The organism is Streptomyces sp. NPDC088197 (genome assembly GCF_044741185.1).
GTDB lineage: Bacteria > Actinomycetota > Actinomycetes > Streptomycetales > Streptomycetaceae > Actinacidiphila.
On record NZ_JBIUSD010000003.1, the window covers coordinates 666,065 to 682,241 of the forward strand.

9 protein-coding genes are annotated in these 16,177 nt (G+C 73.0%); 4 read left to right on the forward strand and 5 right to left on the reverse strand.

Features of this window, described 5'->3' with window-relative positions:
* Positions 1–97 precede the first annotated feature (97 nt).
* Complete coding sequence (locus ACIOC1_RS11375; RefSeq protein WP_401853436.1) at positions 98–3,439, forward strand: S8 family serine peptidase; 3,342 nt, start codon at positions 98–100, stop codon at positions 3,437–3,439.
* 131 nt (positions 3,440–3,570) lie between these two features.
* Here ACIOC1_RS11375 and ACIOC1_RS11380 read toward each other — a convergent pair whose 3' ends face one another.
* Together ACIOC1_RS11380 and ACIOC1_RS11385 are read right to left on the reverse strand one after the other, a co-directional pair.
* A complete protein-coding gene (locus ACIOC1_RS11380) occupies positions 3,571–6,171 on the reverse strand; it encodes an ABC transporter permease (protein ID WP_401853437.1) in 2,601 nt (866 codons plus the stop codon).
* Positions 6,168–7,046: an ATP-binding cassette domain-containing protein gene (locus ACIOC1_RS11385; protein ID WP_391046733.1), complete on the reverse strand. Its 879-nt coding sequence runs from the start codon at positions 7,044–7,046 to the stop codon at positions 6,168–6,170. The genes ACIOC1_RS11380 and ACIOC1_RS11385 overlap by 4 nt, the downstream gene beginning before the upstream one ends.
* Before the next feature lie 591 nt (positions 7,047–7,637).
* Here ACIOC1_RS11385 and ACIOC1_RS11390 point away from each other — a divergent pair.
* Both ACIOC1_RS11390 and pepN read left to right on the forward strand, forming a co-directional pair.
* Positions 7,638–7,937: a hypothetical protein gene (locus tag ACIOC1_RS11390; RefSeq protein WP_401853439.1), complete on the forward strand. Its 300-nt coding sequence runs from the start codon at positions 7,638–7,640 to the stop codon at positions 7,935–7,937.
* Positions 7,938–8,384: 447 nt separating this feature from the next.
* On the forward strand, positions 8,385–10,958 hold the full coding sequence (gene pepN, locus ACIOC1_RS11395) for an aminopeptidase N (RefSeq protein WP_401715539.1): 2,574 nt from the start codon (positions 8,385–8,387) through the stop codon (positions 10,956–10,958).
* Positions 10,959–11,261: 303 nt separating this feature from the next.
* Here the strand turns inward: pepN and ACIOC1_RS11400 are convergent, their stop codons facing one another.
* The gene (locus ACIOC1_RS11400; protein ID WP_355337181.1) at positions 11,262–12,596 is read right to left on the reverse strand and encodes an MFS transporter; all 1,335 of its coding nucleotides are present in this window, start codon (positions 12,594–12,596) and stop codon (positions 11,262–11,264) included.
* Positions 12,597–12,733: 137 nt separating this feature from the next.
* Between ACIOC1_RS11400 and ACIOC1_RS11405 the strand changes: the two genes are divergently transcribed.
* Positions 12,734–13,249 (forward strand): MarR family transcriptional regulator, encoded by a 516-nt coding sequence (locus ACIOC1_RS11405; protein WP_355337179.1) that lies wholly within the window; start codon positions 12,734–12,736, stop codon positions 13,247–13,249.
* A 202-nt stretch (positions 13,250–13,451) separates the two neighbouring features.
* On the opposite strand, the gene ACIOC1_RS11410 is transcribed toward ACIOC1_RS11405, so the two are convergent.
* Together ACIOC1_RS11410 and malQ are read right to left on the reverse strand one after the other, a co-directional pair.
* Positions 13,452–13,703 carry a hypothetical protein gene (locus tag ACIOC1_RS11410; RefSeq protein ID WP_188282296.1) on the reverse strand — a complete coding sequence of 84 codons (252 nt, stop codon included), beginning with the start codon at positions 13,701–13,703 and terminating at the stop codon, positions 13,452–13,454.
* A gap of 48 nt (positions 13,704–13,751) precedes the next feature.
* Positions 13,752–15,989: a 4-alpha-glucanotransferase gene (gene malQ, locus ACIOC1_RS11415; RefSeq protein WP_401853443.1), complete on the reverse strand. Its 2,238-nt coding sequence runs from the start codon at positions 15,987–15,989 to the stop codon at positions 13,752–13,754.
* Positions 15,990–16,177 lie beyond the last annotated feature (188 nt).

The window sequence follows — 16,177 nt, forward strand, 5'->3', positions numbered from 1 at the left end:
TTGGACGGTCAACACTCCCCAAAGGGGAGTCAATTCCAGCAATGTGAGCGATCGACCGGCTCCGTTTTCCGAACAGACCACCTCGGTCCGAACAGGGATGCCCATGCCACTCGCTCACATTCCCGGCAAGAGACGCGCGGCCCGTATCGCGCTGGCCGCGGGTCTGGTTGCCGCGCTGTCGGCCGCCGGGCCCGCGCTCGCGATCGCGGACGCGCCCGCCTTGCCCTCCTCCACCCCCGCGCCCGGCCCCGGCTCGCCGGACAAGGGCGCCGCCGACAAGGGCGGAGCCGCGGACAAACTCGGGTCCGCGGACGCGTCGCTGCTGGCCAAGGCCAAGGCGGACGGCGACAAGAACGTCACCTTCATGGTCGCCACCAAGCCCGGCAGCACCGGCCAGGTCGCCGACAAGCTGGACGCGCAGGGCGCCAGCGTGGGTCTGCGGTACGACAAGATCGGCTATGTGCGGGCCACCGTGCCGACCGGCAAGGCGGACCAGGCCATCGCGGCGGCGCAGAAGCTGTCCTCGGTCATCGCGATCGACCTCAAGCAGGAGATCAAGCTCGACGACCCGACCCCGGCGGCGGACACCACCGCGGCGGCGGCCAAGAACGGGAAGGCGTCGGCCACGACGTACCCCGGTCCCGGCAAGGACACCCCGGCCAAGAACCCGTACCAGCCGGCGTTCGAGACCGGCGCGGTCGACTTCGTCAAGGACAACCCGAAGTACGACGGCCGCGGCGTGACCATCGGCATCCTGGACTCGGGTGTGGACATCGGCCACCCGGCGCTCCAGAAGACCACCACCGGTGAGCGCAAGATCGTCGACTGGATCACCGCGACCGACCCGATCCTCGACGGCGACGCCACCTGGCGCCCGATGGTGACCGCGGTCTCCGGCCCGGCCTTCACCTCCTCGGGACGCACCTGGAAGGCGCCCGCGGGGAACTACTACTTCAGCACGTTCGCCGAATCCGCCACCATCGGCGGCGACATGAACGGCGACCTGAACCGCGACGGCGACACCACCGACAAGTGGGGCGTGCTGTACGACCCGGCCGCCGGTACGGTCCGCGTGGACCTGAACGACAACGGCGACTTCACGGACGACACCGCGATGAAGCCGTACAAGGACGGTTTCCAGATCGGCCACTTCGGCACCGACAACCCGGCGACGCCGATCTCCGAGTCGATCCCGTTCACCGTCGAGATCCGCAAGAACGTGCCCATGGACCCCTACGGCGGGACCTGGGTCGGCAAGACCGCGGACTTCGTGAACTTCGGCCTCGTGGAGTCCGAGCACGGCACGCACGTGGCGGGCATCACCTCCGCCAACAGCCTGTTCGGCGGCAAGATGAACGGCGCGGCGCCCGGCGCGAAGATCGTCTCCTCGCGCGCCTGCACCTGGAGCGGCGGCTGCACCAGCATCGCGCTCACCGAGGGCATGATCGACCTGGTCGTCAACCGGCACGTGGACGTGGTCAACATGTCCATCGGCGGTCTCGGCGCCCTCAACGACGGTGCCAGCGCCCGCGACCAGCTCTACAAGGAGCTGATCGACACCTACGGCATACAGCTCGTGATCTCCGCGGGCAACGACGGCCCCGGCGTCAACACCATCGGCGACCCCGGCCTCGCGGACCACGTGCTCAGCGTCGGCGCGTCCATCTCCAAGGAGACCTGGGCGGCCAACTACGGCTCGCAGATGACCGTTCCGTACTCGATGATGCCCTTCTCCTCGCGCGGCCCGCGTGAGGACGGCGGCCTCGCCCCGGTCATCACCGCGCCCGGCGCGTCCATCAACACCATCCCGACCTGGGAGCCGGGCGGGCCGGTGAAGGAGGCGGGTTACACCCTGCCGCCCGGCTACGCGATGCTCCAGGGCACCTCGATGGCGTCCCCGCAGGCCGCCGGAGCCTCCGCGCTGCTGCTGTCCGCGGCCAAGGCCAAGCACCTGACGGTCAGCCCCGCGCAGCTCCGTACCGCGCTGACCAGCACCGCCAAGTCGATCCCCGGCACGCAGACCATCGACCAGGGCGCCGGTCTCATCGCCGTCGGCCCGGCCTGGAACCTGCTCAAGCAGGGCGGCAAGACCAACACGTACACGGTCAAGGCGCCGGTCAACACGGTGCTGAAGGACTACCTCGTCACCCCGGGCTTCGGCACCGGCGTGTACGACCGTGAAGGCGGCCTCCAGGCCGGGCAGTCGCGGACGTACGACGTCACCGTGACCCGTACCAGCGGTCCGGTCTACGCCCAACTGCACACGCTCACCTGGGCGCACAACGACGGCACGTTCAAGGTGGCCAGCCCGCTGGTGCTGCTGCCGCTGAACAAGCCGGTCACCGTGAAGGTCACCGCGAAGCCGAAGTCGGTGGGCGCGCACAGCGCGTTGCTGAACATCGACGACCCGCTGACCCGCGGCATCGACTCGCAGATGTCGGCCGCGGTGCTCGTCTCCACCCCGGTCGCGGGCCCGTCGTACACGCTGACCCGCTCCGGCAGCATCGAGCGCGACACCACGAGGTCGTACTTCGTGAAGGTCCCGGCGGGCGCGACCTCGCTGGAGGTCGCCATGGACGGGCTCAAGACCGGCAGCCAGACCCGGTTCCTGACGATGCACCCGTACGGTGTGCCGCTCGACTCGACCCAGACCATCGACTGCTACCCGAACTACGACAACCCCAACAACAAGTGCCGCCCGGACGTGCGCTCCTACGCCAACCCGATGCCGGGCGTGTGGGAGATCGCGGTCGAGGCGCGCCGCACCTCGCCGCAGCTCGACAACCCGTACAACCTGTCGGTGACGCTGCTCGGCGTGGCCTTCGACCCGGCGGTCAAGACGGTTCCCGAGGCCAAGGTCGGCACGCCGACCCCGGTCGACTGGACGGTCACCAACGGCTTCGCCCCGATCCAGGGCAAGCTCAAGGGCGGCCCGCTCGGCTCGGCGTTCACCGCCAAGCCGACGATCGCCGACGGTGACACGCAGACCACCACCTTGACGCTCGGCCCCGGCGCCTCCCGGCTCGACGTGTCGATCGGCGGGACGTCCGACACGGCCGCCGACCTCGACCTGTACGTCTACCGGGACGGGGTGCTCGTCGCGCAGTCCGCCAGCGGCGGCTCCGACGAGCGGGTCAGCCTGGCCAACCCGCCCGCGGGCACGTACACCTTCGAGGTGGACGCCTACGCCGTACCGGCGGGGACGACCACCTACGACTACGAGGACGTCTACTTCTCCGACGCCCTCGGTACGGTCACGGTGGACGACACCACCACGGTCAACCTGCCGCACGGCGCCTCCGCCAAGGTCTCGGCCTCGCTCCTGGCCTCGGCCGCGGCGCCCGAGGGACGCAAGTTCTTCGGTGAGGTGCAACTGCTCAACGCGCGCGGCTCGGTCGCGGGCAAGGGCAGCGTGATCATCACGAAGACGACGCCGTAACGGAGTTGTCCTTCGGGGGGTGCGGGGCTCTCGGCCTCGCACCCCCGGTACGTATGTGAACAGGGCGGCCGTCTCCTGACGGCCGCCCTGTCCGCTGCACCGAACGCGTTCAACTCACCGTGTGCGGTGGGCTATTCGCGGGCCGCGCCTGCCGCCGCCGGGTTGGCGCGCAGCAGCGCGCGGGCCGGAAGGGCGGTGGAGAGCAGGCCGATGACCGTCGCGGCGCCCGCGAGGCCGAGAGCGGTGCCCGGCGGGATGTACGGGCTCGCGCCGGTCAGACCGCGGGCGATCGGGACGAGGGTGATCCACGCGATGGCACCGCCGATCAGCAGCCCGGCCGCGGCGACCAGCAGCGCCTCCAGGCGGACCATGCCGAGCACCTGGCGGCGCGTGGTGCCCGCCAGCCGCAGCAGCGCGACCTCGCGGCGCCGGTCCAGCACCGTCATCACCAGTGTGTTCGCGGCGGCGACCGCGGCGAATCCGCCGAGGACGGCGGCCATGACGCTGTTCGCCCAGGCGTTCAACTCCAGCTCCTTGTCGGCCTGCTGGCGGTACCCGGCGCGGTCGGTGACCGTGAGCCCGGCGACGCCCAGCCGCGACAGGTCCCGCGCGACGGCCGTACAGTCCGCGCCGGGCGCGTCGTGCACCAGCACCTGCGTGTCGTACGCCGTCCGCGCGTGGTCGGCCACCGCCGCGCGCGGCATCAGCAACTGGCCGATGCCCAGGCCGCGTTCGTACGTCGCCACGACCGTGGGCCGCACCCGGGTGCCGTCGCCGAGCCACAGCGGGATCCGGTCGCCGACCTTCACCTTCGCCGTACCGGCGAGCAGCGAATCCACGGCGACGGTCCGGCCGTCACCGGTCAGCGCGCTCAACGAGCCGGTCTTGACGCCCAGTTGGAGGACGTCGGGCAGCTTGCCCGGGTCTCCGGAAACGCCCAGCAGGGACGCGGAGTTGAGCGAGCCGGAAGCCCGGTAGAGCGCGCCGGTGCGCAGGACGCCGACCGCGCCGTCCACGCCGGGCACCTTCGCGGCGCGCTGCGCGGTGTCGGCGGGCACCCCCGCGCCGGACGAGCCGAGCACCTGGTCGGCGACGACGCCGTCCTCGATCTGGTGGGCCGCCTCGTGCTTGAGCGAGCCCTGCATGCACAGGAGCGTGCCGCAGAAGGCGGTGACCAGCACGATCGGGGTGATCGCGGAGGCCAGCCTGCGGGCGTTGGCCCGGCTGTTGGCGGCGGCGAGCTGCGAGGCGGCACCGCCCGCGCGCAGCGGCAGGCCGAGCAGCGCGGCGGCGGCCCAGGCCACGACGGGCCCGAGGAAGGCCACGCCGACCATGAAGCAGAAGACGATGCCGAGGGCGACGTTCGCGGCGTCCTCGCCCGTGGTGTGCGCGGCGACGGCGGCCAGGACGCAGCCGCCCGCGACGGCCGCGGCGCCGAGCACGGTCCTGATGACGCCGGGCCTGCGGCGCTCCACCGCGGCCTCGCCGAGCGCCTGGCTCGGCCGGGCCTTCGACGGGCGGCGGGCGGCCAGATATCCGGCGGCCAGCGCCGCGAGCAGGCCCGCGCCGACCGCGCTCACCATCGGGATCCAGCCGGTGCTGAGCGTCACCCCGGCCGGGATGGCGTCCCGGTGGACGAGCTGCCTCACCCACCAGCGGGCCAGCGCCACGCCGGGCAGGATGCCCGCGGCGCCCGCGATCGGCGCCACCAGCATCGCCTCGGTCGCCACGGTGCGGCGGATCTGCCGCGGGGTCGCGCCGACGGCGCGCAGCAGCGCGATCTCCCGGCCGCGCTGGCCGATCGCCAGCGCGACGGTGCCCATCACCACGAACACGGCCGTCGCCGTGGCGATCCCGCCGAACGAGGCGCCGATGGCCGTCAGCATCTCCTTGCCCTCGGCCAGCTCCGGGTGCTCGGCGAGACCGCGGCCGTCGCCGGTGCGCACCTTCGCCGGGTCGCCGGGGGCGCCCTTGACCGCGGCCTCCACCTGCCGGGCCAGCTCGTCCGTGCTCACGCCCTTGGCGGGCAGCACGGCGATGGCGTCGGTGCGGCCCGGGTGTCCCGACAGGCGGTCGGCGACGGGGTCGGCGAAGTAGGCCGAGGCGCCGGCCGTGGCGCTTGCTGTAGCGCTTGCTGTAGCGCTTGCCTTGGTGCCGTCTTTCGCGCCGGCGCCGGTGCTGGTCTCCGTGTCGGTCAGGCCCGAGACCTTGTACGTGGTCGCGCCCGTCGGGGCGGTCAGCGTGAGGGTGTCGCCGACGCCGACGTGCGCCGCCCGGGCGGTGGCCGCCGCCAGGGCGACCTCGCCCGTACCGGGCGCCCGCCCCCGCACCACCGTGCTCGCGTCGATCGCGTGGGCCGACCAGTCGCGGCCGGTCAGCGGCGGCAGCGTCTTCGACTGCACCGGGAAGGCCGTGTCGGGTACGGCCGCCGACACGCCCGGCGCGCGGGCGATGCGGTCGGCGAGCGCCGTGTCCACGCGGGGCTGGTCCGGCAGCGACGCCGCGTCGCTGTCGGCGTCGTCGCCGTGCCCCGTGGTGATCCGCGCCGACGGGTCGGCCGCCACCACGACGGGCGTGGCCGCGTACCGCACCGGCTTCACATGCGCCGTGATCCCGGTCTGGAGCATGCTGCCGCACGCCGTGATGACGGCGGACGCGAACAGCAGCGCGACGAAGGTGCCCACGAAGGACGCGGGCCTGAAGCGCACGGAGGCGCGGGCCAGGCCGTTCATGCCGCCGCCCCCACCCGTCCCGCGCCGCGCCCGGTCTCGCGCTGGGTCTCGCGCTGGGTCTCGCGCTGGGTCAGCGCCACCATCCGGTCCGCGACCGCCGTCGGCTCGGGGTGCCACAGCTCGTCAGCGAACGAGCCGTCCGCCAGGAACAGCACGCGGTCCGCGTACGACGCCGCCACCGGGTCGTGCGTCACCATCACCACGGTCGCGCCGAGCCCGTTCACCGCGTGCCGCAGCAGCCCCAGCACCTCGCGGGCCGTCCCCGTGTCCAGCGCCCCCGTCGGCTCGTCCGCGAAGATCACGTCAGGCTCCGTGACCAGCGCCCGCGCGATGGCCACGCGCTGCTGCTGCCCGCCGGAGAGCTGGCCGGGGCGGCGCCTTCCGTGGCCTTCCAGGCCCACCTGGGCCAGCAGCTCCGCCACCCGGCGCCGGTCGGGGCGCTCGCCCGCCAGGCGCTGCGGGAGCTGGACGTTCTGCTGCACGGTCAGCGACGGCAGCAGATTGAACGACTGGAACACGAACCCGATGCGGCTGCGCCGCAGCTCCGTCAGCCGCTTCTCGCTCAGCGCGGTGATCTCCACCCCGCCCAGCAGCACCTGCCCGGCGCTCGGCTTGTCCAGTCCGGCCGCGCACTGGAGGAACGTGCTCTTCCCCGAGCCGGAGGGGCCCATCACCGCCGTGAAGCTGCCGCGGGGCAGCCCCAGATCGATGCCGCGCAGCGCGTGCACCGCGGCCTCGCCGCGGCCGTATGTGCGCCGCACTCCTCTCAGCTCCACCGCGTACGGCGCGTACGCCGCGTCCGCCGTGGCCGGCGTGCCTGTCGTTTCGGCGTCCGCCGCCTTCTGTGCCCGCTTTCGTTCGCGCCGCGACGCCATTTCTTTCCCCTCAGCTCAGTCCGTTTCCCGACCCTCTCGACGCTACGGAGCCGCGCTCCCCCGAACCATGGCGTCCCCTGGCGTCCCCATGGTGGGGACAACCCCCGTCCCGGCGTGCCGGCTGCCGCCGTTGTCTTGTCTTTCCCGCCCCGCCCACCCGTGCGGGTGTTTTCTTCGTCTGCGGGTGCCGCTTGTGCCTGGGTCGGTGCCGGTCCGGGGCACCTCCTCGAAATGCGGCTACCTGGTCTCCTGTATCCGGTGCCCTTCTTGTCACCGCATTTCTGCGGGGGCACCCCGGCCCGTCCCCTCCCGGTCCGTCGGCGTCCGACTGTCCGGTGGGGGTGGTGGAGGGGGGTGGGTGGGCTCGGGTACGTCGGCGCCCGCCTGCCGGTGGGGGTTACCGGGAGGGGGTGGGTGGGCTCGGGTACGTCGGCGTCCGCCTGGCCGTGGGGGGGTGGGTGGGCTCGGGTGCGTCGGTGGGGGCCAAGGGGCTGCTGGCGGGTGGGGGCTGGGGGGTCGTTGATGATCGTTGGCAGGGTCGGGTGGAATGGGGGGTGTTGATCACTCTCATGCGATGGGCGAGGAGCTGGCGTGGCCCGATGGATGGTCCTGATAAGTCCGGTCGGCGGTTCGCCTCACGGGCCCTATCGGGTTGACACCCTCACCGAGTTCGAGGCCAGCCATGAGGAGGCGCCGGGCGTCTTCCTCAACCTGGTGAACACCTTCGACCGCGATGTCCGCAAACCCCGGCGCAGGCAGGCGTTCAAGTGCTCCGAGCGGACGTACGTTCTCCGCGTCGAGGGCTACATGAAGCAATTCGAGTACCGCATCGAGCTCGCCGAACTCGTAGCCGACACCGCTGCCCCAGACCTTCCCGACACCATCCAGTAGCCCACCCCCGTTCCCCGCCACCACAGCGGAGAGACCACCGCCGACGGGCCCCACCCCCCACTACCTCCCTCCCTCCCCCGGCCACCCCCACCGGACCGCCGGACGTCGACATACCTACGCCCACCCCCTCCCCCGGCAACCCCCACCGGCAGGCGGACGCCGACGGACCGGGAGGGGACGGGCCGGGGTGCCCCCGCAGAAATGCGGTGACAGGGAGGGTGCCGGATACGCGGGGGCAGGCAGCCGCATTTCGAGGAGGTGCCCCGGACCGGCACCGACCAGGCACAAGCGGCACCCGCAGACGACAAAGCACCCGCACGGCATGGGGGTCCCCCCGCCGAAGGTAGGGGGAGGGCGGGAAAAGACAAAGCCCTGGCGGCGAGCCGTGGAACGGAAACGTGCCGTGCGAGGATGGGCGTCTCATCTGACGAGAAGGAGTGGGCCACCGTGCCTGGTACGAACCTCACGCGTGAGGAGGCGCAGGAGCGTGCGCGCCTGCTCACCGTGGACGCTTATGACATCGAGCTGGACCTGCGCGGCGCCCAGGAGGGCGGCACCTTCCGGTCGGTGACCACCGTACGGTTCGAGGCCGCCGAGGCGGGAGCGGAAACGTTCATCGACCTGGTCGCCCCCCTCGTGCACGAGGTGGTGCTCAACGGCGAGCCCCTGGACGCGGCAGCCGCGTTCAAGGACTCGCGGATCGCGCTGCCCGGCCTGCGCTCCGGCGAGAACGAGCTGCGGGTCGTCGCGGACTGCGCGTACACCAACACCGGCGAGGGCCTGCACCGGTTCGTCGACCCGGTCGACAAGCAAGCATATTTGTACACGCAGTTCGAAGTACCGGACGCCCGCCGCGTCTTCGCCAGCTTCGAGCAGCCGGATCTGAAGGCGAGCTTCGCCTTCACGGTCCAGGCCCCGGCCGGCTGGACGGTGATCTCGAACTCCCCGACGCCCGAGCCCCCGGCGGACGGCGTGTGGGTGTTCGCGCCGACCCCGCGCATCTCGTCGTACATCACGGCCCTGATCGTCGGCCCGTACGCGTCGGTGCACAGCAGTTGGGAGGGGAACGGCCGCAGCGTGCCGCTGGGCATCTACTGCCGTCCCTCGCTGGCGGAGTACCTGGACGCCGAGGCGATCTTCGAGGTCACCCGGCAGGGCTTCGACTGGTTCGAGGAGAAGTTCGCGTACGCGTACCCCTTCCCGAAGTACGACCAGCTCTTCGTGCCGGAGTTCAACGCGGGCGCGATGGAGAACGCGGGCGCGGTGACGATTCGCGACCAGTACGTGTTCCGGTCGAAGGTCACGGACGCCGCGTACGAGACGCGGGCCGAGACGATCCTGCACGAGCTGGCGCACATGTGGTTCGGCGACCTGGTCACCATGGAGTGGTGGAACGACCTGTGGCTGAACGAGTCGTTCGCCACGTACACCTCGATCGCCTGCCAGGCGTACGCGCCGGGCTCGAAGTGGCCGCACTCGTGGACGAGTTTCGCCAACTCGATGAAGACGTGGGCGTACCGGCAGGACCAACTGCCGTCCACGCACCCGATCATGGCGGAGATCAACGACCTGGACGACGTGCTGGTCAACTTCGACGGCATCACGTACGCCAAGGGCGCCTCGGTGCTGAAGCAGCTCGTCGCGTACGTGGGCGAGGACGAGTTCTTCGCGGGCGTGCAGGCGTACTTCAAGCGGCACGCGTGGGGCAACACGCGGCTGGCGGATCTGCTGGGCGCGCTGGAGGAGACCTCGGGGCGCGACCTGAAGACCTGGTCGAAGGCGTGGCTGGAGACGGCGGGCATCAATGTGCTGCGGCCGGAGGTGACGGTGGCCGAGGACGGTACGGTCGCCTCGCTCGCGGTACGGCAGGAGGCCCCGGCGCTGCCCGTCGGCGCGAAGGGCGAGGCCGTGCTGCGCCCGCACCGGATCGCGGTCGGCGCGTACGACCTGGTGGACGGCAAGCTGGTACGGACCCAGCGCGTCGAGCTGGACGTCGTTGGCGAGTCGACGCAGGTGCCGTTCCCCGCGGGGACGCCGCGCCCGGCCGTCATCCTGCTCAACGACGACGACCTGTCGTACGCGAAGGTGCGGCTGGACGAGCAGTCGCTGGCCGTGGTCCGCGACCACGTCGGGGACTTCACGGAGTCGCTGCCGCGCGCGCTGGTGTGGGCGTCGGCCTGGGACATGACGCGGGACGGCGAACTGGCCGCCCGTGACTACCTGGAGCTGGTGCTGCAGGGCATCGGCAAGGAGACCGACATCGGCGTGGTGCAGTCGCTGCACCGGCAGGCGAAGCTGGCGCTCGACCTGTACGCCGACCCGGCGTGGCGCGACACGGGCCTGGCGCGGTGGACCGAGGCGGCGCTGGAGCACCTGCGGACGGCGGCGCCGGGCAGCGACCACCAGCTCGCCTGGGCACGCGCGTTCACCCTCGCGGCCCGCACCGACGCCCAACTGGACGTACTGGCCGGGCTGTTGGACGGCACGGTGACGTACGAGGGACTGGCCGTCGACACGGATCTGCGGTGGGCGCTGCTGTCCCGGCTCGCGGCGACCGGCCGCGCGGACGAGAAGGCGATCGACGCGGAGCTGGCGCTCGACCCGACCTCGGCGGGCGAGCAGCACGCCGCGGCGGTACGGGCGGCGCGGCCGAGCGCCGACGTCAAGGCGGCGGTCTGGGCCTCTGTCGTGGAGGACGACAAGCTGCCGAACGCCGTGCAGGAGGCGGTGATCGGCGGCTTCGTGCAGACCGACCAGCGCGAGCTGCTGGCCCCGTACACCGAGCGGTACTTCGCGACGGTGAAGGACGTGTGGGACTCGCGCAGCCACGAGATGGCCCAGCAGATCGTGGTCGGCCTCTACCCGGCCCTCCAGGTCTCGCAGGCCACCCTGGACGCCACCGACGCCTGGCTGGCGTCGGCCGACCCGGCCCCGGCGCTGCGTCGCCTGGTCGTGGAGTCCCGCTCCAGTGTGGAGCGTTCGCTGCGCGCCCAGGCTGCCGACGCCGCCGCCGCTGGCTGACCGTCCGGGCTTCTCGCCACCGGGGCCCCGGACCGCCTTCGCGGTCCGGGGCCCCGGTACGGTTCTTCCGCCAGGGCGGCGGCCCCATCTTTCAGGGGGTACGGGGCTGCGTTCGCTGTGCGGCTGCCGCCCTCCTGCGGGTCACCACCCGCCCCGGCGGGGCAGTTCGCTTGTCGCCGGACCACCCGCCGGTGGGGGCTTGTCGCGCAGTTCCCCGCGCCCCCAAAAGCCAGGCCCTGCGCAAGGTGAACGCACCGGGGCCGCGCCCCTAAAAGCCACGTCCCGCGCAAGGTGAACCCATGGCTAGGCCGCGAGGGCCGGGGTCGGGGTGGGCGTCGGGCAGGGAGGCACTGGGCAAGGGGGCGCCGGGAGGGGGGCGAGGCGGACCGCGGCAGCGGGAAGGCGGGGCTCGAGGCGGAGGAGAAGGGCGGCGGCGCAGAGCGCCGTGAGGGTGAGCAGGGCCCAGGGAAGGCGGGAGTCGGCGGCGAAGAGGGCCGTGAAGAGGGAAGGGGCGAGGGTCGCGGCCAGGGACCAGGAGAGCTGGTAGGTGGCCATGTAGCGCCCGCGCAGAGCCTCGGGGGCGGCGGCGACGGCGAGCGCGCTGGAGGACGGATTGTGCACCAGTTCGGCGACCGTGTAGAGCGCCACCAGTGCGAACACCCCACCGGCGACGGCCCATCCGGCCTGCGGCCGTACCGCGCCGAACACCCCGAGCCCCACGAAGGCGGCGGCGAAGATCACCGCGCCGAGCGCGGCGGACCGGGTGCGGCGGGCGCCGCGCCCGCGGACGCGCCCGGCGACGTGGACGCCGCCGACGGCGCACAGCACGGTGTTGACGGTGAAGGCCGCGCCGGTCAGCGACTGCGGGCCGTTCAGGGTGCCCGCGATGAAGAGCGGGAAGAGCACGGCGAGGGCCGAATAGCCCAGCGCGGTGAGGAAGTTGGCGGCGGTGAGGCCGAGGAAGGCCCGGTCGGCGAGGACGAGACGGTAACCGGCGGCGGCGGGCCGCTCGGCCGTCGCGGAACCGTCCGGCACCCGCGAGGCGCGGATACTCCGTATCAGCAGGGCGGCGACGCCGAAGCTCAGCGCGTTGAGCCAGGCGGCAGCGGTGAAGCCGCGGTCACCGGCGACGGTGATGACCAGCGAGGCGAGCAGCGCCCCGGCGCCGAGCCCGGCGTTGCGCAGGGCGCGGGCGGCGGCCTGGAGGCGGTCGCGGTCGACGCCGCTCGCGACCTCGCCGATGTACGCCTGCTGGACGGCGGGGAAGGCGCGGTCGCCGAAAGCGGTGCCGAGGGCCACGACAGCGAAGGCGGGCAGCGAGGTCGCGAAGGGATAGAGCGCGAATCCGGCGCCGCGCACCCCGTAGAGCAGGAGTTGGACGCGGCGGGCGCCGTAGCGGTCGACGGCGGTCCCGGCGAGCGGCAGGGCGCCCATGCCGATGAGTCCGACGACGGTCAGGACGGCGCCGACCACGGCGAAGGAGAGCCCGGTGATGTGGTGGAAGAAGACCAGGCTGAAGGGGATGTACATCCCGGAGCCGACCGAGTCGACGCCCATCGCCCCGAGCAGGGCCCGCTCCCCCGGAATCCGGGCGGCGGCGGGTCGTGCGGTGGTGGCTCGCGTACGCGGCAGCGACATGGTGAAGCTCCCCGATCCCGGTTCCGGTTCCGAACGAAGGCCGACCGGTCAGGTCGACAGAAGATAGCTTAGCACTAAGCTACTTACTTGTAAGCTACTTTCTTGCCGTCGAGCGACCCCGCCCCGATACTGAGGCCATGACTCAGGAACCCCTCGACGTCGTCGACGCCATCACCGGTCAGTGGAAGTCCGAGCGCCCGGACCTCGACACGCTCCCGATGGCCGTCTTCGGCCGGATCTACCGGATCGCGCGCCTGATGGGCGACCGGATGGAGAAGGAGTACCAGCGGTACGGCATCGGCCGCGGCGAGTTCGACGTGCTGGCGACGCTGCGCCGCTCCGGCGAGCCGTACACCCTCTCGCCCCGGCAGCTCTCGGCCGCCCTGATGCTCACCACCGGCGGGATGACCGGCCGGCTGGACAAGCTGGAGCGGGCCGGGCTGCTGGACCGCGCGCCCGATCCGAACGACCGCCGCGGTCTGCGCGTCTCCCTCACCGAGAAGGGGCTGCGGGTGATCGACCAGGCGGTCGGCGCCGGGCTCGCCCTCCAGAAGGCGACGCTCGACGCCGTCGAACCGGCGCAGGCGGAACAGCTCGCCGACCTGCTGCGGCTGCTGCTGGCCGCGTCGGCGGAACCGGGCGCCCGGCGCTGAGACCCGCCACCCCCAAACCCGTCACGCGCAGACCCGCCACCCCCAAACCCGTCACGCGCAGACCCGCCACGCGCAGACCCGCCACCCGCAGACCCGTCTCCCGCCCGCGCGCCCGACGCCGCGCGGGCAGCACAAAGCCCCCTGGCGCGCCGGGAAGTCCGGCGCCGAGGGGGCGAAGGGGCCCGAGGGCCGAGTGCCGCGGCTACTGCTTCGGGTGCTCCTGCTCCTTGCGGGTCTTGTCGGTCACCATGACCAGACCCGCGATGACCCCGAACAGGACGAGCGGGGCGAGCACGAACAGGCTGAGCGTCTCGATGACGCTCAGGCCGGAACCCGGGTCGTCGCCGTCGTCGCGGGCGAGCGCGAACGCCGGGGTCGACATGAGCAGCATGAGCGTCGTACCGGCGGTGATGACTCCGGCGCGCACGGCCTTCTTGGTGAGCTTCTTGTCCACGCCCTCAATGTAGTGAAGCCCCTCACGGGCCGCGCGCCCGGGGTGTCCTTACGGGTGTTCCGGGCCTTCCGGGTGTTCCGCCGCCCCGGCCCCGGCCACGACGGCCGGCCCGCTCCCGGCCTCGTCGGCCGCACCGGCTCCGGCCGCGACGGCCGCCCCGGCCCCGGTCCCGGCGGTCGCCGCGCTCCCGGCCGCCGCCGCGACCGCCGTGTCCCCCGCCTCCGCCATCGCCTGCCGTACGTCGTCCACGAGCGCGTACAGCCGCGGCGAGACGGCGATCCGGTCCAGGGTGAGCGGGGTGCCGTCGGCGTCGGCGACGGGCAGCCGCCAGTTCGGGTACTGGTCCCAGGTGCCGGGCAGATTCTGCGGGCGGCGGTCGCCGACCGTGTCCGGCAGCCAGATGCCGACCATGCTCGCGGGCGTACGCGCCAGGAAGCGGTGAACGGCCTTCACCACCGCCTCCTCGTCGACCGCGCCCTCCGGCAGCAGCCCGAGCCGGCCGAGCAGCGCCAGCCACTCCGCGACCTCGGCGGCGTCGGCCGCCTCCGCCTCCGCGAGCGGGCGGGTCAGCAGCCCGAGCCGGTGCCGCAGCTCGACGTGTTCGCCGGTGAGCCGGGCCGCCGTGCTGGGCAGGTCGTGGGTGGTGACGGTCGCCAGGCACGACTCGCGCCACGCCTCGGGCAGCAGCGGACGGCCGTCGCCGCCCTCGGGCCCGGTCCCCTCGTAATCGCGTTCGAACCACATCACCGAGGTGCCGAGGATGCCGCGGCCCGCCAACTCCTCGCGTACGCCGGGCTCGACGGTGCCCAGGTCCTCGCCGATCACCACCGCGCCCGCGCGGTGCGCCTCCAGGGCCAGCAGGCCGAGCATCGCCTCCGCGTCGTAGCGGACGTAGGCGCCCTCGGTCGGCGGGCGGCCCTCCGGCACCCACCAGAGCCGGAACAGCCCCATGACGTGGTCGATCCGCAGGCCGCCCGCGTGCCGCAGCATCCGCGCGATGAGGTCGCGGTACGGCGCGTAGCCGGTCGCGGCCAGCGCGTCGGGGCGCCAGGGCGGCAGACCCCAGTCCTGGCCGCGGGAGTTGAAGGCGTCGGGCGGTGCGCCCACCGACATGCCCGTGGCCAGGACGTGCTGCATGGACCAGGCGTCGGAACCGGCGGGGTGCACGCCCACGGCCAGGTCGTGCACGACGCCGATGGTCATGCCCGCGTCCCGCGCGGACCGCTGCGCGGCGCCGAGTTGGGCGTCGGTCAGCCAGCTCAGCCAGCAGTGGAAGTCGACCCGGTCCATGTGCTCGCTGCGGGCCCGCGCGACCTGCGGCGAGCGCGGGTCGCGCAGCCCCGCGGGCCACTTGTGCCAGTCGGCGCCGTGCAGTTCGGCCAGGGTGGACCAGGTGGCGTGGTCGTCGAGTGCCTGGCCCTGCTCGGCGAGGAAGTCGACGTAGGCGGCGCGGCGGCCGGGGCTCAGCGGCACCTCGCGCAGCAGCTCCAGGGCCTCGGCCTTCAGCGCCCAGACCGCGTCCCGGTCGATCAGCGCGTCCTTGAGCAGCACGGTGTCGCGCAGCGCGGCGGCCCTGCGGGACAGCGCGTCGGCCTTCTCCCTGGCCTCGCCGGACAGGTACGCGTACTCCGGCACCTCCTCGATCCGCAGGTACACCGGGTCGGGGAAGCGGCGGGAGGACGGGCGGTACGGGGAGGGGTCGGTGGGCGGGCCGGGGACGGCCGCGTGCAGCGGGTTGATCTGGACGAATCCGGCGCCCAGCGTCCGTCCCGACCAGGCGGCGAGGTCGGCGAGGTCACCGAGGTCGCCCATGCCCCAGGAGCGCTGCGAGAGCGTGGAGTAGAGCTGCGCCATGAAGCCGAAGGCGCGTCCCGTCGGGCCCGCCAGCCGCTCGGGCGCCACGATCAGGTCGCCTCTGGAGGTACGTCCGTCGGCGGTGGCCGCGCGCAGCGCGTACCGCCCCGGCGGGGGCGTCACGGCGGGGTCCAGCGCCTCGCCCGTCTCGGTCTCGACGGTGAGCCGGGTGTCCTCGGGCAGTGCGCGCAGCGCCTGCGCGAGTGTGCCGCGGCCCGATCTGAGCACCGTGCACGGCGGGAGCAGCCGGTTGGCCCGGCGCGTCTCGTACGCCGTGAGGGCGGACTTGACCGCGCTGGGCGTCGAGGCGTCCACGCCGAGCGCCGCGAGGACGGCGACGACCGTCTCCTCCGGCACCGGGACCTCCCGCCCGGGTGCCGGCCGGTACGTCACGTCCACGCCATAGAGCCCGGCAAGCCGCACCCGGTCCATCGGGCCTCCGCATTCGTCAGTCAAGGGGTTGATCGGTCGGTCACGCGTCCTCGCTCGCACGGGTTTGTCCCGGGAGCCGCACTGACCCCTACCCCGACGCCGCGCGCTGTACCCGGAGGCGCGCCGCGCCGCTCGTTCGAGGGGAGTTCCGGAAGGCGGCCCGCGGCCCGTCCGCGACGCGCCGAAAG

What these genes read in the sequence shown, in the direction of transcription:
- ACIOC1_RS11375 (WP_401853436.1), top strand. Translation starts at nt 98, where the DNA reads ATGCCCATGCCACTCGCTCACATTCCCGGCAAGAGACGCGCGGCCCGT.
- ACIOC1_RS11380 (WP_401853437.1), bottom strand. Translation starts at nt 6,171, where the DNA reads ATGAACGGCCTGGCCCGCGCCTCCGTGCGCTTCAGGCCCGCGTCCTTC.
- ACIOC1_RS11385 (WP_391046733.1), bottom strand. Translation starts at nt 7,046, where the DNA reads ATGGCGTCGCGGCGCGAACGAAAGCGGGCACAGAAGGCGGCGGACGCC.
- ACIOC1_RS11400 (WP_355337181.1), bottom strand. Translation starts at nt 12,596, where the DNA reads ATGTCGCTGCCGCGTACGCGAGCCACCACCGCACGACCCGCCGCCGCC.
- ACIOC1_RS11405 (WP_355337179.1), top strand. Translation starts at nt 12,734, where the DNA reads ATGACTCAGGAACCCCTCGACGTCGTCGACGCCATCACCGGTCAGTGG.
- malQ (WP_401853443.1), bottom strand. Translation starts at nt 15,989, where the DNA reads ATGGACCGGGTGCGGCTTGCCGGGCTCTATGGCGTGGACGTGACGTAC.